Raw genomic sequence first — 17,343 nt, 5'->3', positions numbered from 1 at the left:
ATGTTCCTATTTTATTTTTTACGATAGACTTTTTGTACATCCGGCATCACACGTATACGACGCATGATATTGGCGACATGGATACGGTTTTTAACTGTGATCCCTAAGTCTATCACGTATAAATTACTTTCTTTTTCATCGGTGGCTATTTCGACAATATTGGCCTGTGTAGTCGCGACCACATTGGTTAATTTAGCCAGCGCACCTTGGTGGTTAATTATTTCTACTCTTAGAGCTGCAATGTATTCTTTTTCTGGATTATCATCCCATTTTACGACTAGGTATTTCGAACGATCATTTTCCCAACCGCGAATGTTCTTACATTCTTGACGATGAACCGTTAAACCTTTGCCTTGGCTTACATGAGCTGTAATGGCATCACCAGGTACTGGGCGGCAACATTTTGAATAATTAACTAACATGCCTTCGGTACCAATAATGGTCGCTTTTGCACGTTTAGCAATATCGTGTAAGTCATCATTATCATTTTGCAATAAGCGTTTGGCAATCAGCATACTCATTAAATTACCTGAACCAATTTCTACCAGTAGCTCTAAGGTTGAAGAGAGCTCATGTTCTTCAAGCACTCGTGTAATATTTTCAGTTGGCAGATTATCAAACTTGTTCTCACCTAGGGCTGAGTCAAGTAAGCGGCGACCCAGTAATAATGCTTCTTCATGTTGTTGGCTTTTAAGATAATTGCGCACGCCTAATCGTGCTTTACCTGTAACAATAAAGTTAAGCCATGTTGCGTTAGGATGCGCCCCCGAACTAGTAATAATTTCTATTGTTTGACCAGTATCAATGGCTTTGCTCAAAGGGTAAGGCTTACGATTAACACGTGCACCAACACAAGTATTACCTACATCAGTATGAACCGCATAAGCAAAATCGACAGCGGTAGCGCCCATAGGTAGCTCGACAATACGGCCATCAGGGGTGAAAACGTAAATCTCTTCAGGAAACAGCTCTGTTTTGACATTTTCTACAAACTCAAATGATGAACCAGCGCTTTGTTGTAATTCTAATAAGCTTTGCATCCACTGACGAGCACGTTGTTGCGCAGTATGACCTGCATTGTCGCCCGCTTTTTTATACATCCAATGAGCTGCTACGCCTTTATCTGCCATATGATCCATATCTAAAGTTCGAATTTGAATTTCAACAGGGATACCATGAGGGCCAACTAGAGAAGTATGAAGTGATTGATAACCATTGGTTTTAGGTACGGCAATATAGTCTTTAAAGCGGGTTTCAATTGGTTTATATAGGTTATGAGTAACGCCAAGTACGCGATAACAGGTATCCATAGAATCTACCGCAATACGAAAGGCGTAAATATCCATGACTTCGTTAAACAGTAGCTCTTTGTTAAGCATTTTTTTATATATGCTATATAAGTGCTTTTCACGGCCTGATACGGTCGCTTTTATACCTGATTCTTCAAGGCGAGCTTCAATTTCAGTTTGAATATTTGAAATAACTTCTTTGCGATTACCGCGCGCTTTAGCTACCTCAGATTTTAATGCACGATGACGCATTGGATACAGAGCCTGAAACCCTAAATCTTCTAGCTCATTTTTTATATCGTGAATACCTAAACGATTAGCAATTGGCGCATAAATTTCGAGTGTTTCTCGCGCTATACGGCGGCGTTTATCAGGACGAAGTGCGCCTAATGTTCGCATGTTATGCGTTCTATCGGCGAGTTTGATTAAAATAACCCGAATATCTTGGGTCATTGCCATAATCATTTTTCGATAGTTTTCAGCTTGAAACTCTTTTTTATCTTTAAAGCTCAATTTATCGAGCTTGCTCACCCCCTCAACCAGCTCAGCCACCGTTTCACCAAATATTTCAGCTAAATCTTGTTGGCTAAAATCGGTATCTTCAATCACATCATGCATCAGTGCTGCCATGAGCGTTTCATGATCAAGATGCATGCTTGCGAGTATTTGAGTTACTTCAACGGGGTGAGTAATGTATGGTTCGCCACTTGAGCGAGTTTGACCTTCATGGGCTTCTCGGGCTACCACGTAGGCTTTTTGAACTAGCTCAACATCGTTTGCTGGCAAGTATTTTGAGATTTTCTTTTTAAGACCTTCAAAAAGATACATTCACACTCCAATGTTCTCGTGAAGCAAATAAGTTAGGGTAAGTTACGAATATACGATGAAAAAAGAGGATTGCCAACGGCTATAGGTGAAATACTATGCCGTTAGCTAAATCAGACCGGGCGGTTGATTATTGATTGCCACCAACAATAGCAGCAACAGCAGCTAGTTCTGCCGCTTCTTGATGTTGTTGTTCTTCACGATCAATAACATCCATTGAAGAATTATCAACTAAACCAAGTTCAATTTCACGTAAAGCAACAACCGTTGGCTTATCGTTCTCAGGATCTACTAGCGGATCTTTACCACCAACAGCAATTTGGCGGGCACGACGGGCCGCAACTAAAATTAAGTCAAAACGATTACCAATTGCATCTACTGCATCTTCAACTGTTACGCGAGCCATCTTAGCACTCCAAAATAATTTAAAAGCAAAGGCGTAGTTTACTGCACGCAGCAAGTTTCGCCAATAGCTAGTGGTTAATTTTTATCTGTTTTAAGGTATGATCACACAATTAATCTTCATTTAGATTATTCAAGCAGCTCATTAATTAAATTTTGATGACGCGTTGTTTGTGCTTTTAGCGTTAATCGCTGTGCTATAACAATACTTTCTATCTCACTTAAAGCAGTATCAAAATTATCATTCACCACAACATAGTCATATTCGTTGAAATGAGATGTTTCTGATTGAGCTTGTGCCATACGCCCGGCAATAATTTCAGCTGAGTCTTGGCCACGGTTATTTAAACGTTGCTCTAACTCTTGCTTTGACGGCGGTAAAATAAAGATAGTTTTTACGTCTTTCATTATTCCTCGAACTTGGCGAGCGCCTTGCCAATCAATATCTAAAAACACATCAATGCCAGCGGCTAACTGTGATTCAATAGCTTGCTTAGACGTGCCGTAATAATTATCAAATACTTGCGCCCACTCAAAAAAGTCACCTTTAGCAATCAGCGTTTTAAACTCATCAACCGATACAAAATGATAATGTTCCGTATTGTTTTCACCAGAGCGCGGTGCACGAGTGGTGTGCGATACCGATACTTTCATATCAGTATGCTTTTTTAGCAATGCATTTATTAAGCTAGATTTACCCGCCCCAGAAGGGGCCGATAATATAAATAAGTTTCCGCGAGTGTGTGCCATTTTTATCTCTATCTAAAAATAAACAGGCTCGAACTATAAACAGCTCAAGCCTTTAACTATTATATTGTACTTTATTTAGCTAATTATGCTCAAGTGAGTCAAAAAAGCATTATGCGCTATTCAATATTCTGGATCTGCTCGTAGAATAGCATTGATAATGCCCTTTAAATCAATGCTTTCAATCAATTATGGTGAGTAACCAATATTTGTTACTCACCGATATACTCACCAAAAAAATTTTGGTTAACTTACTGATGTTGCATCCACAGCAGCAGATCGGACAGCAACCAAGATTTGGTCGAACCTATTTGCTTAGCTACCGGAGCTTGGCCTTTTCGGCTTAGTCGCCACCATGTGGTATTGCTGACTGAGGTGATCTGCTTGCGCTCAGCTTCTCTTACCAAGCGCTCTGACTCACCATAGGCGTTCAAGATCTCTGCTCTTTGTGTCAAAGTCGGTTCAGTATAAGGCATTTACTTTTTCTCCTCTACCCGGTGAGACATCAACCAAGCATCGAGATCATCGCGCTTGAAGTACAGTTTGCGGTTCGGTTTGTAGTGCGGGATTTGCTTGGTATGCGTGAGCTTATAAATGTACTTAACAGACAAGTTTGCATACTGTGCAGCTTCCTCTGCGCTTAAGAACTGTTTTTGCGATGTTATTAGAGTGCGGAGCTCTTCGGTTGCCGCTTTGATATCAGCCAACAGAGCTTGAGCTTCGTTTCTATCGCGTTGGGAAATGGGGAACTGGGAAATCATGCCTCACCTCCTTGTTGGAAACGGCTGAAGTCAACATCGAGATCTAGTTGTTCTGTAATCCTAGTCGGGAAGATTTTAAAGTTTCGAGCTGCACGGCCAGAAACATTGCTTTTGAATGTGCCGCGAGCAGGCTCATTGGTTTGCAGCCAGCCTTGCCTTTTCAGAAATAGCGCTGTCTGAATGACCTGATGGTCAAAATCTAGCTTAAAAGCTCGCTTGAACGCATCTCGATGGATATGCCAGCAAAGCTCGCCTCTCTCGTATCGCCACCATCCATTTTTGGCTATTTCACCGGGTAAACTCATTGAATACTGCCACTTGGGAATTATTTGCCGCAGCTGGTTCTTTATATGTCGTTCTTCAAAGTCACAATCTTCATCCTGGTTGGCTACCCATGCCTCAAAGATTTTCCCGATCTCCATAATGGCGCTGCCTTTACTCCACGGAAGCGCACCTAATTCAATGGCAAGCTCGCCAACGGAAGCGACAAAGGCGAAGCGGTCAGCAGCAAAACTGATCTGATTGTTTTTTGCTAGTTCGTAGCAATCAAACCACATCGATGATATTGATTTAATTCTTGAGGTTAGTTTTTCCCTGATGTCACCAATGGACGCGACCTGGTTTAGAAAGGGTTGAAGCGCTGTACCATGCTGCTGTGATGTTACTTGGGCTATGTGTTCAGCAAATTCTTTAGCGGAGGAAAGTCCATGTATGTGCTCGAAGGCTCCATGTTTTTGAAACAGAGGAATTTCAAAAAATCGCATAAGCTGTCCAGCTTGAACCTTTCGGTTTGCTTGGGCTAGAACTTGAGCAAGGCTAATTTCTCCTGTCGAGAGCCCCACAATGTTCCAGTGATACTGCTCTTGCAGGTTGGCACTTTTGGTCGCTCTTAGCTTTGATGTGCCATTGCCTAGTTGATAAACACCGGTCAGTACCGATTCAGGATCTGCCTGTTGGAATTCATCCAACAGAACAATCATGTTGTTGCGTGACTTAGCTCTGGCCTCGAGGCCGTTGCTGGTACTACTCCAAGAATCACAGTAATTAAAGTCAGAGCAAACAGAAGCCGCAAGTCGCAATAAGGTAGTTTTACCATTTTTAGAACTGCCTAGAAAATGTACTAGAAATGAGTCCCAATCTAATTTGGATAGCAAAGGAGCAGCGAAAGCTGAGCACAGTGAAAAAGTCATTAAAGCATTGTTTTGGCATAAGCGGGCAACGGACTTTTGCCAATCCATAAATGTGCCTTTAGAACTCAACTTCTCTGCGGAATCATTTTGGAAAATCACTTCTTGTTCACTAAAGCCGGCAACCCAGCTTGGAGTAACAAATTGATCGTAATACCAACCAGTTTGATCAACCGTAACTACAGTGTCTGTTGGTGATGATGACAAAATATAGTCAATGATGTGTTTCCAGTAACCCTGCCTGTAATGTATGTATAAGCCAGTATCAGCAAGTATTTGAATCATAGAGCGTCCTCCATCTGCGAGGATATCTTTCATTTTAAAGACTCGTTCATGATGCTCACCTACCCTTGAACGCCATTGAATTAAGATACCAAATCCTTTTTTAAAGTCTGGATCATACGTGTGAGCTTTAACAGAGATAGGCCCCGCTATTAGCTCTGGTGGTGCGCCTTCAGGTAAAGACATCAACCCCTCATCTCGTTTCTCTATTGTTAAGTTCATTGCAAATCCTCATTGGATTGGCCGCGGCACTGTGTTTTTCAAGTGTTTTCAGTTCATTTCGTCGACATGAATAGACTATCGTTGCAGGGAACGTTTTTAGGCATCTGGAACTGCCTTTGGTGAGCGATTTGGCAGGCAATTTAAAACAAAATAAGGATAACTTTGGTCGAATGGCTATTTTAGTATCATAAAGTGATACGTTTTCACATGTGAAACTTGGAGTGAGGAATCTCGAGAGGTAAGCAATATGAGGGATCAATTTATATGATCCCTCCATAACAACGCTTTGTTAATTAATAACTCTTAGGATTGGTTGAGTGGCTTTAGTTGAAAGGTGAATTGCCTCCCCCCCCTTGTTTGATACAACAGTTTTTAACATAAAAAATGGGTTGTTAAATGTTAAAGCTGAAAGTTCATCTTGGGGTAATTTCAGTTCATTGAGTATTTCGGTTCGAGATAAGTTTTTTTCTCTTAATTTATTGAAAACCTTTTGAAGTACTAAAGATGTCTCTCTGCTCTCCAAACCTTCTGGCTCTGATTTTCTGCCGTAATAGTTTGATAGTTCAATATTTAATTGACGATAATGCCACTCTGAAGACAACCCTAAGTCAAAAGTTCTTCGTATTAGAGCTGCCAACGATACTTTCCAATATTTCTTCAATTTCAATAGTTGGTTGAGCGAAGGGTATGATGGCACTTTCGCAAGAATGCTTCCTTTCGGCATCAGAAATGCTGACGCAAATCGATCAGCTTGTTCTTCTGCTTGGCGCCCGTTGTTGGATGCATGTTTGTGTAATACAAGATGCCCAAGTTCATGAGCGGCATCGAAGCGACTGCGTTCTGGAGTTTTCATTGTATTGAGAAAAACAAAAGGTTTCTCGTCTAGCCAAAATGAGAATGCATCTACTTCGACACAATTCTCCGTCAATGAAAAGACACGTACCCCTTTAGATTCCAAAAGGTGAATCATATTTGAAATGGATAACTCACCTAGGCCCCAATGTTCTCGTAGCAGTTGTGCGGCACTTTCAGGATCTGCGAAATCTTCATTACTGCAATCTAAAATATCATGTTGTTTCAGATTGAATCGACTTTCTAACCAAGCATTAAACTCAACGGCTAACGTTCCTGCACTTAGAGCCGCGTCTCTTTTGGATGCACTAAGCTTCGTCATAGCTCGGAAGCTTACGCCTTCTTTTACTATTTGCTCGGGATTATCCGCGTAGAAAAATTCAGTAGGATAATTGAGGATATCTGCAATACGACTCACTAAGGTTGAGTCAATTGTGTCTAGAAGCCCTTTATTTTCATACGTCGAAAGCGTTCTCGTGGTGATCCCTGTTAGTTCGGCTAACGCCTTTTTTGTATATCCTCTTCTTTCTCTGGCAATTTTTAGTCTTAATGAGTTAAACATTGTCGTTACTTATTTCTTCGATATCAAAGTCAATTTCATCATTAAAATCGACTTGTGAATCAACGAGCTCTTCGTTGTTCATGTCAATAATTATACGATTTTCAAGATCAAATCCTGTCACGTAACCTCGTTTATTGTAGGATACAGGTCTTGCAAGTTCAGCGGTAATCTTATTGTTGTTTTTGTCAAAATGATGGAGAAGGAACCAAACATCACAATTTAGTTTGTTTCTTTGATTCGACTCAGGAAGTGTTTCTGGGAACAAGTCATAGTTGAGAGATTCTTCGAACTTAAGCGCTAAGAGATCTAGAGTAAAGTCACCCTTGTCTGTAATGGACTGCGGGAAACCAGCAAGATTTCCAGTTTGATCGCAAGCACTACAGAGGTAGATAGCAATCCCTTCATCTTTGTTGATTGTAAGCTCTACATTACGAATTGATTCTCTTACGTATCCGTATGGTTTTAGTAGTTCTCGCAGAGCACGAATCGTATCACCATAAAAATATTGACCACCACTAGTGGCTGGGTTGTTTTCGGTCATTCTCTTTCGGGCACTCAAGCCACGTTGTAATGCTTCCTTGATATGTGGACGATGAGATACTAAGTGTTCTCGATGATCATCTTCGACTATCGTGCTCTTTTCATTATTGACCATATTGCTTAGCGCTGAGTTCATATAGTTCCCCTTAATCCCATTTCCTGTATTTTAACCTCGATCGAGATCAAAAAACAAGAAACGTGGTATTTTTGTCTTTTTTGTATGCTTATCGCTTTGTCCACATTAGACATTTTATTAACTTCCTGACTAATACATCCTAGGGATACAATACTGATAAGTAGTTGAAATCTTTCTCATATGCCCCAAGTTGTATATAAGTGTCACTGGAAGGAAATCGAGATGTACATTGAGTCTGTTAGCATAAAAAATTTTAGAAGCTTTGGTCCTGAAGGACAGTTTATCTCTATGGAGTCTGATTTTACGACTTTGGTTGGGGCTAATGGCTCTGGAAAAACAGCCTTGATGCAGGCCTTGCAGCGAATGTTCGGCATATCCAATGAGCAGCGGACGATACGTCGTCAAGACTTCCATATCCCCTCTTTGGAAGAAGAAATACCCAGTAAGCGGACTCTGACGCTTGAAGCCATTGTCGCCTTCCCCGAACTGGAAGATGAAGACGGAGATCACTCTGTGGTACCAGATTTCTTTCATCATATGAGCGTTACAGATGAGGGCGGCAAACTGAAGTGCCGTTTGCGCTTGGACGCGGAATGGGAAGATGATGGTTCAATAGATGGATACATTACGAGTCAGTTCCGAGCGGTCACTACATGGGGTGAGCCTGAAGAGGCAGATTTTTGTAACGTGCGTCCAGCGGATCGCTCTCGAATCCAATTGATTTACGTCCCTGCGACACGATGCGCAGTTTCTCAGGTATCAGCCTTTCTGAAAAGCCGACTTTGGAAGGCTATTAATTGGTCAGAACAAGTTCGGTCATCTTTTACTCAAAAGGCCACAGAGCTGAACGAATCTTTTGAGGGTGAAAAGGCGATTAGAACCGTTACCGGAAAGCTCACAGAGCGTTGGCAGGAACTGCACTCTGCTGGAACTGATAGTACACCGAAGTTTCGTCCGGTTGACCTACGTTTTGAAGAGTTTGTTCGTAAGGTAGAGGTACTGCTGCACCCAGATGAAAGTGGTCGCGATCGAAGCATTGATGAGCTAAGTGATGGCCAAAGTTCGTTGTTTCACATCGCCATGACTTCAGCCACTCTCGATGTTGAAACCGAGATCTTAGCCCAACCAGAGAGTGACGATTTTCTTGGTGCAGACTTGCCCTTGCCCTCATTGACTATATTGGCACTTGAGGAGCCGGAGAATAACCTAGCCCCATACTATCTATCTCGAATCATAAGCCAGATCAGCAGTCTAGTGCATGGCTTAAGAGCTCAAGCAGTACTATCTAGTCATTCGCCGAGCATTCTCGCCAGGATCCAACCAACGCAAGTAAGGCACTTCAGGCTAGCAACAGAATCAAACACCACTGTTGTTCGTCAACTGACTTTACCCGATGAAGAGAATGAAGCTGCAAAGTACATCCAGCAAGCGGTGAGAGCCTATCCAGAGTTGTATTTCGCTAAGGTCGTGGTTCTCGGGGAGGGGGCTTCCGAAGAGGTAATTCTTCCAGCTATATCAGAAGCGATGGGAATACCAATCGATAAGTCTTTTGTCGCCATGGTTCCATTAGGGGGCCGACATGTAAACCACATGTGGCGTTTGCTAACAGATTTACAGATCCCCTTTATCACATTACTCGATCTTGATTGGGGGCGGCACGGCGGTGGCTGGGGAAGGATTAAGAACGCAGTCGCCAAGTTAATAGAATATGGAATACCGGCTGAAAGTATTTTTACTCATGGAGTGCATGCTGACGGGGTATCTGTAAATCTGGCTGAGTTTGATACCTTCAGGCGTGATGATTATGAATTTATGAGTCGTTGGGTTAGCTATCTTCGTCACCCCCGTTTTAACGTATACTTCTCCAGCCCATTAGACATTGATTATTCGATGCTAAAAGCATTTCCCGAACAATATCGGATTGCACCCGACGAAAGCTCTACCGGCCCATCTAGTCGTGGGGAGCCTGGTGATGCCGTCATGGGCGACGAGGGAAACCCTGAATTTTATGCTGATGACCTACTTAATCTGCGCTGGTACAGATACCTGTTCTTAGGAAGAGGTAAGCCTAGCACGCACATCCGAGTGCTTGGATCTATTCCGCCAGAACAGTTGGCCCAGAACGCGCCAGAAGAACTGCGAGCGTTAGTTCAGTCTATTCACGCAGCTCTTCAAAGCTAGGGGGCTAGGTGAAGTTTATTCAACCCGATCATTGGCAGCCCAAAGGGATCGACGAGCTTGAGCCAAATGCTTGGCAAGCACTATGGCGACGAGAGTCTACAAGCGTTATCGCCGGCCCAGGTGCAGGAAAGACAGAGTTTTTAGCGCAAAAAGCTGCATATTTGCTTGAGACTGGCCTATGCCCACCAAACCAAAAAATTCTAGCCATTTCATTTAAGACCGATGCTGCAAAAAATCTCGCAGATAGGGTGGAAGAACGGTGTCCAGAAGAACTAGGTAGTCGATTTGTTTCGATGACCTTCGACGCTTTTTCTAAAAATATAGTTGACCGTTTTCGTATGGCGTTGCCACCACAGTGGAGACCAACAAAACCATATGATGTCACTTTTGCAACTCGCCAGCAGATAACCCGTTTTTTAGGTCGAGAGCGGCAAAAAAATAGTCATGTCTCTGGATTGTTGAATGCTGTAGCCAGAATAAATCCAGTAACTTTTGAGTCTACATTTGTTGGCTCAAGGAGACTTGGTCTAGCTTCGAACGACATCGGTGAACGGACTCTTTATGATAATTGGTTAGCCGAACAAGTACGTTGCGGAGATGGAGAGTCATCACAGCTGACGTTTATGACAATAAACCGGCTGGCTGAATATATAATTCGTACCAATGACCATGTGCGACGAGCTTTGAGAGCAACGTATCCATATGTATTTGTGGATGAATTCCAAGATACGACTTATGGTCAGTATGATTTCCTGCTGTCAGCCTTCGGTTATAGTGAAACAACTGTAATGGTTGTGGGGGATTATAAGCAGAGGATCATGGGTTGGGCTGGGGCCCGAGGTGATGCGTTCCATCAGTTTGAGGCTGATTTTTCGGCACAACGATATCCGCTGTTACTTAATCACCGCTCTTCACCTGAATTGGTCAGGATACAACATGTTATTGCACAAGCTATTGACCATGAGGTGAGAGAGGTTCAAACAAGTAATCACAATCAGGTATTTGGTGATGCAGCTTGGGTTTGTTTTAGCCGTAACGTAGATCATGAGGCCAGTTACTTGGCGCAGTGGATTGCGAATGACATGCGAAGCAGGTCATTGAACCCAAGGGACTATTCCGTTCTGGTGCGCCAAAGACCTGAGGATTACGAAGAGCAGCTATCTTCGTATTTAACTCAGTACGGGCTTAGCTTGCGAAATGAAAGTGTGAAAATAGGTAAAACTACTCTTCAGGATTTACTTGCTGAGGAGTTGACTATTTTGTTCTCTAATCTTCTAAGGCTAGGACTTGGGCATCGAAATGCGCAAGTTTGGAATCAGTTATCAGCAGATGTACAGCAGCTTCGTAACACAACCCAAGAAGATGAAAAAGCACTGAGACAGGTTGAACGCCGGTTAGCATTATTTATTTCTGAACTCAAGGAGTTGATGCGACAATCGTTTACACCAGACAATGCTCGCCTCGTTTTTGAAAGAATTATTGCCTTTATTGATTTGAATGATCTTCGGAAAACATTTGCTCGTTACGCTACTGGTGATCTACTTGAAATAAATCTGGCAGCACTTGAAGAGTTTTTTACAAACTGTGTTGATACCCAGAGTTGCTGGGGAAATTTCCTGGAAGAATTTGAAGGTACAAATCAGATTCCGCTAATGACAATTCATAAAAGCAAGGGGCTGGAATTCGATACAACTATTTTCATGGGGATCGATGATAATGCTTGGTGGTCCTATCGACCTGGCGATTCCGAAGGGTTATCGACATTTTTTGTTGCACTGTCTCGTGCGAAACAAAGAGCAATATTTTCCTATTGTCAGCAAAGAGGACAAAGAATCAAGGTCGCAGATTTTTATGCGTTGCTGACGACTGCTGGTGTACAGGAGTATGTGATCCCACCTAGCTAAGTATTTTTTGCTAAGGTATCCAAATGCGCCCGTATGGTCGCATTTGGATACCTTGTTTGTATGATACAAAGTCTGCGTAATCCAAAGAGCATCAAACGTTAGCTTTCTGATTTTTTGGGCTGAAAGCCCCCTCAGGGACTTTCACATGTGAAAGTCAGAAGCGCTATCGAAAACATGCAGGCAAAGCCCCACATAAGTTTTTGATAATACCAGTTAATGTTCCGTCCACTTCAGCTTTGATTTCCAAGGTCCCACATAGATATAGAAACAAAATCTAGCAGCCCCAGAGTGCTACTACTATTTTTGGTGAAAGTAATCACCTAGGCCCCACATTAGATAGTTAATTGGAAAGTGATTGGCTAGGTCCCGGTGAGGATATGCTATCGACGCGCTGCATTATTACTGGGGCAATGAAAGCAAAAAACGCTCAAACTGTCCTGATTGGGCATTTTCGCAGTGCAACCAAATTAGTAAGTCTCGATAGACTGTAACTCGTAGCAGTCGTAAAGAAGGAGGCTTATTATGCAAGACTACTCAAAGTTAGATAGGCTGGCGTCTAATTGGCACCAGTTAGCCCACTATCGTGAGGAGTTTAATGAATCAGAGTACTTTGAAAAAGCTCTGGCCCAATCGGAATTACTCCTCGAAGAAATAACTAAAATTACACATCAGGAGCCATTTCGGCTCGAATTCATGGCTAGTTGCTTCGCTAATAATTTTTGGCGTTTCAATCGACATCATCGCTCACCTGAAACTTCAGAAGTGCCAGGTAGATTTGGGTGTCGTGTGAGAGTCAAAGACAATAAATTTGAAGCTTCATGGTACATCAATGTTTTCCTCGATGAAGAAGATATGAAACGCCGAAAAATTAAACACCAAAAAGTTAGGTCAGTACATATTCAGAAAGGATCTGGCAGCCGTTATCGTTCGAGCTCTTTCTCCAAAGCCCAAGGGTGGGAAAAGGTTCAGATTGATTATTGTGAAGATGCTTTTCAGCTACTTCGGGAAATCCGGCATGAGATGGATAACATCAGAAAAAAAGTTGAAATGTGTCAGCGTCGTTTTATCAAGCTGCGAGCTCACTTTGAGTTGATGGAGGAGCCCAAATGAGTTTGGAAGAACCACTAGTTGGTATTTTTGATAGAGATATCCAAGTTGATTTAACTAATCTAACGATCAATATCTATGATTCTGGATTGTTATCTGCGTACATTTCAAAGATGAAAGATGAGTTAATCGCACAGCGACGTGATTTAAAATGCTCAGCTTTCGCTCTGGAAGAGTCATTCAACAAGTACAGGGAGAAATTAAAGAAAGAGCACACCGGACAGGAACCTTTTCGGTTTGTCTTTACCGTGTATATCGAGGATAACCTACCTAACTTTCAATGGTTTAAAGTTATAGTTTTTAACAGGGACAAACCAGCAAAGCTAGAAATGTTAACAGGGAGCATTCTGAAACACAAAAGAATGAGTAACGTCGCTGATTGGGAGCGGAAAATGTATTACCACATATGCCTACAAATAGAGGAAATGAAAGTGCGTGCAGACTTTATTTCAGAATTTGAGAAGAAGCTATTACAGCTTGTAGAACCTGTAGATAAGATTGAAATGTTTATTCGAAACAAAGTTAATTAAATCATAATCTTGGTTGATATTTTATGAAGCCTTGCCAGACTTGTTGGGAAGGCTTTTTTGTTGCTTTCAGCTTGGAGGTTGCATTTTTAAAATACGTGATATTTTGGTAGTAAATAGGAGGGCTTTCATATGATGAAATTGAAAATTCAAACAATTACTACCAGTAAATTTAACGTGAGCGTAGCGTGGTTCTCTGGTTTATCAAAAAATGGTGTGATTGATGTACGTGTAAGTCAGATTGAGCATCGTATAGCAGTTGCAGAGCTTACTGTAGCGCGTTACTTGCTCTGGGACTGTCAGGTCTTCGGGCATCGCCCAGGTAGCGGTAAAGGTGTTGAACTAGGTTTACCGCACAAGACTCTTCATTCTCTTAGTCTGAACTCTTGCGTTGAGTTGCAGCGAGCTAGTCAGTATTTGAAGACGTGGCTGAATGGTGTGCAACTCAATCCTGAAGAAATTGTCGGTGTTGCTGCTTCTACTGACCAGATACCAGTGATCCAGCCATATCGATTACCTCAACCCGTGTTTGATTCTCCAGTATTGGGGCCTGTTGCAATCAGTCGCCATGCAATACAGCGTTACCAAGAGCGCTTTCGTCACGGGTATACGAAGTCTCCCTGGTTGAGCTTGCAACGTCAGCTTTGTAACCCCGAACTTCGCCAAGCGAGACTCTCAGCTCGTACACGATTTCAGAAACTGCTGAAGCACGGAGACGATGGTAGCCAAGTTTGGCACCACCCGACGGGAGATCTATATTTCTTGCTAGTGCCACAGGAGACTCACTGGCTGGTCGTCACTATTTTTTCCCAGTTGAGTCGATCTATGGCTGAGGAGGTAGCATGATTCTGAAGATGCATACCGTTTCTGCTGAAGTGTCTGCAAGGCATCCTGGCAGCGCTGGTATTGAACCCCATGCTTTCACAGAAAAAGACGCGAAGACAACAGTTCACCGTGATTGGTTCTGGCCGCTAAAAGCCATGGTGAAATTAGTTCTTTTTTTAGTGCTGTTGTTTACTTTGCCCAGCCCAATTTCATTTTTGATTATCCTGTTTACCGCTTCTTATTGCGTTAACAAGCTAAATCGACGTTATGGCAGGCGTAGAGCCATCACTGGCAGGGCGAGGAAGCTCCAAAGGCATGGGCCGATATCGATGGGAGCTAGCTCGGCATCTGGTTTAGCAAGTTCAGGAATATACCAAGCTGGATTGGTTGGCATGACGGGTGCGAAATTGATACCTGATACCACAGATTTCATTTCTGATTCGAGCTCTTCATTTTGGTGCGGTGATATCAACCCAGCAAGTGGCCTTCCCATGATGGAAAATTCTTGTATTGATATCGGCGGCAATGTGTTTGGGGATGACAGCATGACTAGCATTGATACTGGTTTTGACTGTGGTGGTATTAGCTGCGATCCCTTTGATTGAACGATTTAAGGAGGTTGTATGGATTTGCTTTGGTATTGGCTCGCGGGGCTGATGTTGACAATAGCTGCTGTTGGATGTGTCTACTGGTATGCCGCATATCAGGCAAAGCGGGGTGGGAGTAACAAGGAGGGGTAGTTTTCTAGATTTCCCACGTTTCCCAATTTCCCTATGAATTTAGGATTTACTTGAGGTGTGTGGCTGGTTGCTAGCTAACTTTTGAATTAGTGTACTTTTTTCTTCTTCTGAGAGATTTTCTATAAGGCATAGAAGTTCAGCTGTCTTTGATGAATCACAGAAAAAGAACGCAATGGGTACGTTTAGTTCTTCTGCCATTTTTCTTAACGTGTTGATATCAGGCGTATGGCGGCCTTTCTCATAATGGTTCATGCGTCCACTCGCCACGCTTGGGTCCATACCAATACGAATACCGAGCGTTTTTTGGCTGATGCCTGCTCGCGTTCTTGCCTCTTTAAGGCGTGTTGGTAGGGGGCTTGGTGTTGGCAAATCACATTCATCGATAATCTCTAGATACTTAGATCTTCTAAGTTTTTTATGATTCTGTATACTTAGGATATCTAAGCTTTGTGGTTGATGGAATAGTCATGGAGAGCAAAAATGCCTAGTAAGTTTGCACTTAAAAGAGAAACGAGAAGTGGTGTACCGTTGAAAGTCCTCAGTGTATGTTTATCGGTAGGTTTATCTGCCCAAGCATATGCTGTGCCTAGTTATGAGCTCACATATGGTGACTGGAAGCAGATGTGTGGTCAGCCTAACCAAGCGTGCAACTTTTTCCTAAAAGGTTTTTTGCAATCAGCTTCTTTTTGGACTCAGTGGGTTGAAGATGCGGCGTTACTTCGCCCTGATCTTAAAAGAGCAAATGATGTCGTGCGTTGGGTCAGTATGCCTCAAGATAATGGTCATCTTTGCTTACCAAGAAACATTCAGTTTGAATCAGTAAGATCTAATGTCGATCGATCTCTTGAGCTGTTGTATCGAGAACAGTCAGATTTTACTCCAGGGCCCAGTACATTGCTCACAGGGCCTGGTTTAAGGGTAAATTTGTATGATGCATTTAAGAATGCGTACCCTTGTCAATCACAGTAAGTGGCATATACGATCTGCAACTTTCTGGTGCGCTTCTCGTCGCTCCTCCAGAAAATCGTGACGGTTGTAGATGCCTTCAACACCTTTGAGTTTGTGATTTAAACACCTTTCAGCCACTTGACCATCAATGCGCTCAGCAGAAGCCAGTGTTCTGAAGGTACGACGGAGGTCATGGACAACAAAATAGTCAACCCCATCCATTTTATTTTTGGTTGGCCTCTCTTTGTCACGACCAAACAAATATTTAATAGCGGTGGTTATTGTATCTGAGCCCATGTATGGATTTTTGCTCCTCCTTCTACTTGGAAATACATAATCGGACTCAAGCGCTCTGATTTTGAGTTCTTGCAGCCATTCCACAGCTTGGCGAGGAAGTGGGATAGTTAATGGTATGCCATTTTTGGTTCTCTCTTTGGGGAGCTCCCAGATCCCATTATCTAAATCAAACTCAGCCCAAGGCGCTTGGCATAGCTCGCTATTTCTGACGCCTAGCACTAGATATAAGCAGCAAGCTAGATAGTTTTCTCGTGTAAAGCTTACATTGTTCTCTCTGAACACTCGAAACACAGTTGCTATCTCGTCTTCGGTCAAAACACGCTCTCGACTTTTTTCAACACCTCCTGCGTCGTTGACACGAAAAGCTGCTGCCGGGTTGAACTGTGTGAGATCGAGTTTGTTGGCATGTCGAAAAAGCTGTTTCATGTACATCAAGGTGTCATTTGCGATGCTTTTTCGGCCACTATCTACGACGCGCTTGATTACTTCTCTTACATCCAGAGCAGTGACTTGATCGATTCTTATTTTGCCCATCACTGGGTGGATTTCTTTGGTGTAGATACGCTTGGGGATGTTGGAGTGTTGCAGTCTTACTTGAAGATCGTTTTTATACCAATCATCGAACAGTTGTTCGACGGTTTCTATACCTGACCATTGGCGGCGTTGGCGTTCTGCCAGTGGATTGATACCTTGTTGGATCAGCTTTCGTTGTTGAAAGGCGGCATCGCGTGCATCTGCAAGGGATAGTTCTGGATAGGACCCAAGTGTCATTTCTGGACGACTGCCGTTGATTGAAAATCGCAAGATCCAAAAAGGTTCTCCAGATGCGGGTACAACGAAGTAGAGGCCATTACCATCTGCGGTTTTGCGTGGTTCATCTTTGGCTAAAGCGGCGACTTTTCGTGCGTTGAGCTTGCCCATATAGTTCTCCTTATCATGGAAAGTTACTCACCATTTAAGGGCATACTAGATCAATCTTACTCACCACTAAACTCACCAGTTGGTTGAA

General features: G+C 42.7%; 17 protein-coding genes. 7 read left to right on the top strand and 10 right to left on the bottom strand.

The features are described from left to right. Positions 1 to 11 precede the first annotated feature (11 nt). The 8 genes from spoT to KG708_RS15290 all read right to left on the bottom strand — a co-directional run bounded on the left by spoT (position 12) and on the right by KG708_RS15290 (position 7,805). The gene (gene spoT / locus KG708_RS15325) at positions 12 to 2,117 is read right to left on the bottom strand and encodes a bifunctional GTP diphosphokinase/guanosine-3',5'-bis pyrophosphate 3'-pyrophosphohydrolase (protein ID WP_213611218.1); all 2,106 of its coding nucleotides are present in this window, start codon (positions 2,115 to 2,117) and stop codon (positions 12 to 14) included. A gap of 127 nt (positions 2,118 to 2,244) precedes the next feature. Beyond that, a complete protein-coding gene (rpoZ, locus tag KG708_RS15320) occupies positions 2,245 to 2,520 on the bottom strand; it encodes a DNA-directed RNA polymerase subunit omega (protein ID WP_008108220.1) in 276 nt (91 codons plus the stop codon). 125 nt (positions 2,521 to 2,645) lie between these two features. Beyond that, positions 2,646 to 3,266, bottom strand: a complete 621-nt coding sequence (gene gmk, locus KG708_RS15315) for a guanylate kinase (RefSeq protein ID WP_213611216.1) — start codon at positions 3,264 to 3,266, stop codon at positions 2,646 to 2,648. Between the two features lie 248 nt (positions 3,267 to 3,514). Further along, positions 3,515 to 3,739: a hypothetical protein gene (locus KG708_RS15310; RefSeq protein WP_213611214.1), complete on the bottom strand. Its 225-nt coding sequence runs from the start codon at positions 3,737 to 3,739 to the stop codon at positions 3,515 to 3,517. Then, complete coding sequence (locus tag KG708_RS15305) at positions 3,740 to 4,024, bottom strand: helix-turn-helix domain-containing protein (RefSeq protein WP_134990521.1); 285 nt, start codon at positions 4,022 to 4,024, stop codon at positions 3,740 to 3,742. Continuing rightward, positions 4,021 to 5,715 carry a DUF927 domain-containing protein gene (locus KG708_RS15300; protein WP_140061458.1) on the bottom strand — a complete coding sequence of 565 codons (1,695 nt, stop codon included), beginning with the start codon at positions 5,713 to 5,715 and terminating at the stop codon, positions 4,021 to 4,023. The genes KG708_RS15305 and KG708_RS15300 overlap by 4 nt, the downstream gene beginning before the upstream one ends. Before the next feature lie 289 nt (positions 5,716 to 6,004). Beyond that, the gene (locus tag KG708_RS15295; RefSeq protein WP_213611212.1) at positions 6,005 to 7,129 is read right to left on the bottom strand and encodes an XRE family transcriptional regulator; all 1,125 of its coding nucleotides are present in this window, start codon (positions 7,127 to 7,129) and stop codon (positions 6,005 to 6,007) included. Then, the gene (locus KG708_RS15290; protein ID WP_213611210.1) at positions 7,122 to 7,805 is read right to left on the bottom strand and encodes a hypothetical protein; all 684 of its coding nucleotides are present in this window, start codon (positions 7,803 to 7,805) and stop codon (positions 7,122 to 7,124) included. The genes KG708_RS15295 and KG708_RS15290 overlap by 8 nt, the downstream gene beginning before the upstream one ends. A 222-nt stretch (positions 7,806 to 8,027) precedes the next feature. On the opposite strand from KG708_RS15290, the gene KG708_RS15285 reads away from it, so the two are divergent. The 6 genes from KG708_RS15285 to KG708_RS15260 all read left to right on the top strand — a co-directional run bounded on the left by KG708_RS15285 (position 8,028) and on the right by KG708_RS15260 (position 14,954). After that, positions 8,028 to 9,986: an AAA family ATPase gene (locus KG708_RS15285; protein ID WP_213611208.1), complete on the top strand. Its 1,959-nt coding sequence runs from the start codon at positions 8,028 to 8,030 to the stop codon at positions 9,984 to 9,986. 8 nt (positions 9,987 to 9,994) lie between these two features. Next, positions 9,995 to 11,890 (top strand): UvrD-helicase domain-containing protein, encoded by a 1,896-nt coding sequence (locus tag KG708_RS17865; protein WP_213611206.1) that lies wholly within the window; start codon positions 9,995 to 9,997, stop codon positions 11,888 to 11,890. Between the two features lie 522 nt (positions 11,891 to 12,412). Next, complete coding sequence (gene mobI / locus KG708_RS15275) at positions 12,413 to 13,000, top strand: conjugative transfer protein MobI(A/C) (protein ID WP_213611204.1); 588 nt, start codon at positions 12,413 to 12,415, stop codon at positions 12,998 to 13,000. Next, on the top strand, positions 12,997 to 13,527 hold the full coding sequence (locus KG708_RS15270) for a hypothetical protein (RefSeq protein ID WP_213611202.1): 531 nt from the start codon (positions 12,997 to 12,999) through the stop codon (positions 13,525 to 13,527). Before mobI ends, KG708_RS15270 begins: the two co-directional genes overlap by 4 nt. A gap of 129 nt (positions 13,528 to 13,656) precedes the next feature. Continuing rightward, a complete protein-coding gene (locus KG708_RS15265; protein ID WP_213611200.1) occupies positions 13,657 to 14,370 on the top strand; it encodes a hypothetical protein in 714 nt (237 codons plus the stop codon). After that, the gene (locus tag KG708_RS15260; RefSeq protein WP_213611198.1) at positions 14,367 to 14,954 is read left to right on the top strand and encodes a hypothetical protein; all 588 of its coding nucleotides are present in this window, start codon (positions 14,367 to 14,369) and stop codon (positions 14,952 to 14,954) included. The genes KG708_RS15265 and KG708_RS15260 overlap by 4 nt, the downstream gene beginning before the upstream one ends. A gap of 174 nt (positions 14,955 to 15,128) precedes the next feature. Here KG708_RS15260 and KG708_RS15255 read toward each other — a convergent pair whose 3' ends face one another. Continuing rightward, positions 15,129 to 15,458 (bottom strand): helix-turn-helix transcriptional regulator, encoded by a 330-nt coding sequence (locus KG708_RS15255; protein WP_213611196.1) that lies wholly within the window; start codon positions 15,456 to 15,458, stop codon positions 15,129 to 15,131. Positions 15,459 to 15,569: 111 nt separating this feature from the next. On the opposite strand from KG708_RS15255, the gene KG708_RS15250 reads away from it, so the two are divergent. Next, entirely contained in the window at positions 15,570 to 16,058 is a 489-nt protein-coding gene (locus KG708_RS15250; RefSeq protein WP_213611194.1) for a hypothetical protein, read from the top strand. Here the strand turns inward: KG708_RS15250 and KG708_RS15245 are convergent. Beyond that, the gene (locus KG708_RS15245) at positions 16,050 to 17,255 is read right to left on the bottom strand and encodes a site-specific integrase (RefSeq protein WP_213611192.1); all 1,206 of its coding nucleotides are present in this window, start codon (positions 17,253 to 17,255) and stop codon (positions 16,050 to 16,052) included. The two genes, KG708_RS15250 and KG708_RS15245, sit on opposite strands and share 9 nt — an antisense overlap. Positions 17,256 to 17,343 lie beyond the last annotated feature (88 nt).

Origin of the sequence: Pseudoalteromonas sp., from assembly GCF_018402495.1 — a bacterium.
Taxonomy (GTDB): Bacteria; Pseudomonadota; Gammaproteobacteria; order Enterobacterales; family Alteromonadaceae; genus Pseudoalteromonas.
Note: the sequence above shows the minus strand (reverse complement) of the source record. Positions and strands in the feature narration are given on the sequence as shown.

Bases quoted from the DNA above. Each gene is read 5' to 3' on its own strand.
- KG708_RS15245 (WP_213611192.1), bottom strand. From the start codon at position 17,255: ATGGGCAAGCTCAACGCACGAAAAGTCGCCGCTTTAGCCAAAGATGAA.
- KG708_RS15310 (WP_213611214.1), bottom strand. From the start codon at position 3,739: ATGCCTTATACTGAACCGACTTTGACACAAAGAGCAGAGATCTTGAAC.
- KG708_RS15305 (WP_134990521.1), bottom strand. From the start codon at position 4,024: ATGATTTCCCAGTTCCCCATTTCCCAACGCGATAGAAACGAAGCTCAA.
- KG708_RS15285 (WP_213611208.1), top strand. From the start codon at position 8,028: ATGTACATTGAGTCTGTTAGCATAAAAAATTTTAGAAGCTTTGGTCCT.
- rpoZ (WP_008108220.1), bottom strand. From the start codon at position 2,520: ATGGCTCGCGTAACAGTTGAAGATGCAGTAGATGCAATTGGTAATCGT.
- KG708_RS15295 (WP_213611212.1), bottom strand. From the start codon at position 7,129: ATGTTTAACTCATTAAGACTAAAAATTGCCAGAGAAAGAAGAGGATAT.
- KG708_RS15290 (WP_213611210.1), bottom strand. From the start codon at position 7,805: ATGAACTCAGCGCTAAGCAATATGGTCAATAATGAAAAGAGCACGATA.
- KG708_RS15265 (WP_213611200.1), top strand. From the start codon at position 13,657: ATGATGAAATTGAAAATTCAAACAATTACTACCAGTAAATTTAACGTG.
- KG708_RS15270 (WP_213611202.1), top strand. From the start codon at position 12,997: ATGAGTTTGGAAGAACCACTAGTTGGTATTTTTGATAGAGATATCCAA.
- spoT (WP_213611218.1), bottom strand. From the start codon at position 2,117: ATGTATCTTTTTGAAGGTCTTAAAAAGAAAATCTCAAAATACTTGCCA.
- KG708_RS15300 (WP_140061458.1), bottom strand. From the start codon at position 5,715: ATGAACTTAACAATAGAGAAACGAGATGAGGGGTTGATGTCTTTACCT.
- KG708_RS15250 (WP_213611194.1), top strand. From the start codon at position 15,570: ATGCCTAGTAAGTTTGCACTTAAAAGAGAAACGAGAAGTGGTGTACCG.
- gmk (WP_213611216.1), bottom strand. From the start codon at position 3,266: ATGGCACACACTCGCGGAAACTTATTTATATTATCGGCCCCTTCTGGG.
- mobI (WP_213611204.1), top strand. From the start codon at position 12,413: ATGCAAGACTACTCAAAGTTAGATAGGCTGGCGTCTAATTGGCACCAG.
- KG708_RS15260 (WP_213611198.1), top strand. From the start codon at position 14,367: ATGATTCTGAAGATGCATACCGTTTCTGCTGAAGTGTCTGCAAGGCAT.